This is a genomic window from Bradyrhizobium cenepequi (assembly GCF_020329485.1).
In the GTDB taxonomy this organism is placed as follows: domain Bacteria; phylum Pseudomonadota; class Alphaproteobacteria; order Rhizobiales; family Xanthobacteraceae; genus Bradyrhizobium; species Bradyrhizobium cenepequi.
Genome location: NZ_JAGKJI010000133.1, coordinates 1 through 1844, shown reverse-complemented (window position 1 = coordinate 1844; position 1844 = coordinate 1). Strand labels below are relative to the sequence as shown.

Genomic DNA, 1844 nt, shown 5'->3' with positions numbered 1-1844 from the left:
GTGGCGCTCGACTGCGCCGATAGCGATCAGTTCCTGGAGCCTCTCCGACAACATGGTTTTGGAGATGCGAGGAATGCCTCGGCGAATGTCGTTGAAGCGTCGGCTCCCGCAGAGCAGTTCCCGCACCACAAGCAGCGTCCAGCGTCCACCCAAGACTTCATGGGCGCGCGCGATCGAGCAAAACTGTCCATAACCGGCCATCGCGGCAGACTACCAGGTATGGCCGAGTTGCACAGGTCCGGAATCCGTACCCCCGCGCCGCAATCGCACCTGTCAAGATGCGAGAGCGTGGCAAGTTTAGAAGGGTGCAAGCATGGCCCAGGTGCCCACCCTCCGATTGAATCCGGCTAATGGCACAGTCCATGGCCGGTTCTTATGAGACCCGAACGAAACGACCTAAAGCGATAGGACCGTCAATGACCGCGGCCCAGGCCACGATTCTAGACACCATCGGCAACACGTCTCTGTTGCCGCTGCGCCATGTCGTCCCCGCCAACGGAGCTCGCATCCTGCTGAAGCTCGAAAGCGAGAATCCGACCGGCAGCATGAAGGATCGCATGGCGCTGGCGATGATCGAGGCGCCCGAGGCCGATGGACGATTGCAGCCTGGCGGCGCGGTCGTCGAATATCCCGTGCGAAGCCGCGACCCGAAACGGTCAGAGCGACGTCGCGACAGACCTGAATGACGCGCGATGTGGCTAACGAAAGCAGAGTTTGAGCGGGTCACGCGTTGGCTCCTCGCCCCTGTTGGATTGTGTCGCACGAGTATTAAGTCTCGTCGGTGACGACGATGATCGTCGGCGCGCCGCCGGAACTGATCGACGCGACGTGCTCCAGGGCTTCCTTGCCGCCCTTGGACGCTGCACAGCTTTTCAGTGCATCGATCGTCGGAAAGCTTACATCGGACATCAAATGGTAGGGCGGTGGCGCAAACGCCGGCCCGACCACGCGCTTGGTGGCGACACCTGTCGCGCCGATGAGTCTCGGGCCGGCGTAGGAAAGATGCTCGTCATGATAGGCGCGCTCAAACAGCCACGGCGTCTTTGGGGATAGGATAGAGAATGAGGAGATGAGCCGACACGGTGCGTTCCTCCATAACCATGAGTGAAGTTGCGAGAGAGTATGGATTGACCGGCGTTGTCTGTGGGGTATGGAATTCTGACCTTGCTCGTTGAACGCCGCCCGGGTGTGGCGTCGCCACGCGAGACCGAGCCGCTCGGTCGTCTCGGAAGCCGCTATCGCGACGAACAGGTGTGATCGCGGCAAACGATGCGGCGACGCCTGTCGCCCGAGTCCACCGTCGTTCCGCTCCGTCGCTTCGTGCGGGAGAACAGGATGCTACGACGCGTCTTCCGCGTTGCTGCGGCCAGCGTTGGAATGCCTATCGCTTCGGCTTCCTCAGTCTCAGCGTGGCGGCGGTCAATGGTACGGTTGCACCCTCACTGTCGATCAGGCGTACACGCAGAGGCTTTCCTTGACGATCAATGATTTCGACCGGCGCGTCTCTGCCGGTGACATGTTCTTCGCCCCACTGCGTCAGCGCCAGAAACCTCGGCGAAGCGGTCCGGATTACGCACCCAACGCGCCAGCATTTCGGAGCGATAATATCCTCGAACGGCCTACATAGGAATCGAGGACATTTTTCGGTGCACGGCTCTCGTTGCTTGCCGCGCATCATTTCAGGAGAGCAGATCAATGGATATCAAGATCCCCGAAACACTGGACGCCTGGAACGCAGCCGGCGCCGATTATCTCCCCGGTCTCCTTGGGATGCGCTTTCGTAAAGTGGAGGCTGATGAAGTTGTCGCGACGCTTGAGGTAAGCCGCGCCCTCGGCGCCTGGAA

At 60.8% G+C, this 1844-nt stretch carries 3 protein-coding genes; 1 reads left to right on the top strand and 2 read right to left on the bottom strand.

The features are described 5' to 3' along the window. Window positions 1–201 (bottom strand): winged helix-turn-helix transcriptional regulator (locus J6497_RS40480; protein WP_225709721.1); only part of this gene is annotated, 201 nt, incomplete at its 3' end. Window positions 202–416: 215 nt separating this feature from the next. On the opposite strand from J6497_RS40480, the gene J6497_RS40475 reads away from it, so the two are divergent. Then, window positions 417–686, top strand: coding sequence for a pyridoxal-phosphate dependent enzyme (locus J6497_RS40475; protein ID WP_225709720.1), 270 nt, complete (start codon window positions 417–419; stop codon window positions 684–686). An 82-nt stretch (window positions 687–768) separates the two neighbouring features. Here J6497_RS40475 and J6497_RS40470 read toward each other — a convergent pair whose 3' ends face one another. Beyond that, window positions 769–909, bottom strand: coding sequence for a hypothetical protein (locus tag J6497_RS40470; protein ID WP_225709719.1), 141 nt, complete (start codon window positions 907–909; stop codon window positions 769–771). Window positions 910–1844 lie beyond the last annotated feature (935 nt).

What these genes read in the sequence shown, in the direction of transcription:
- J6497_RS40475 (WP_225709720.1), top strand. Translation starts at nt 417, where the DNA reads ATGACCGCGGCCCAGGCCACGATTCTAGACACCATCGGCAACACGTCT.
- J6497_RS40470 (WP_225709719.1), bottom strand. Translation starts at nt 909, where the DNA reads ATGTCCGATGTAAGCTTTCCGACGATCGATGCACTGAAAAGCTGTGCA.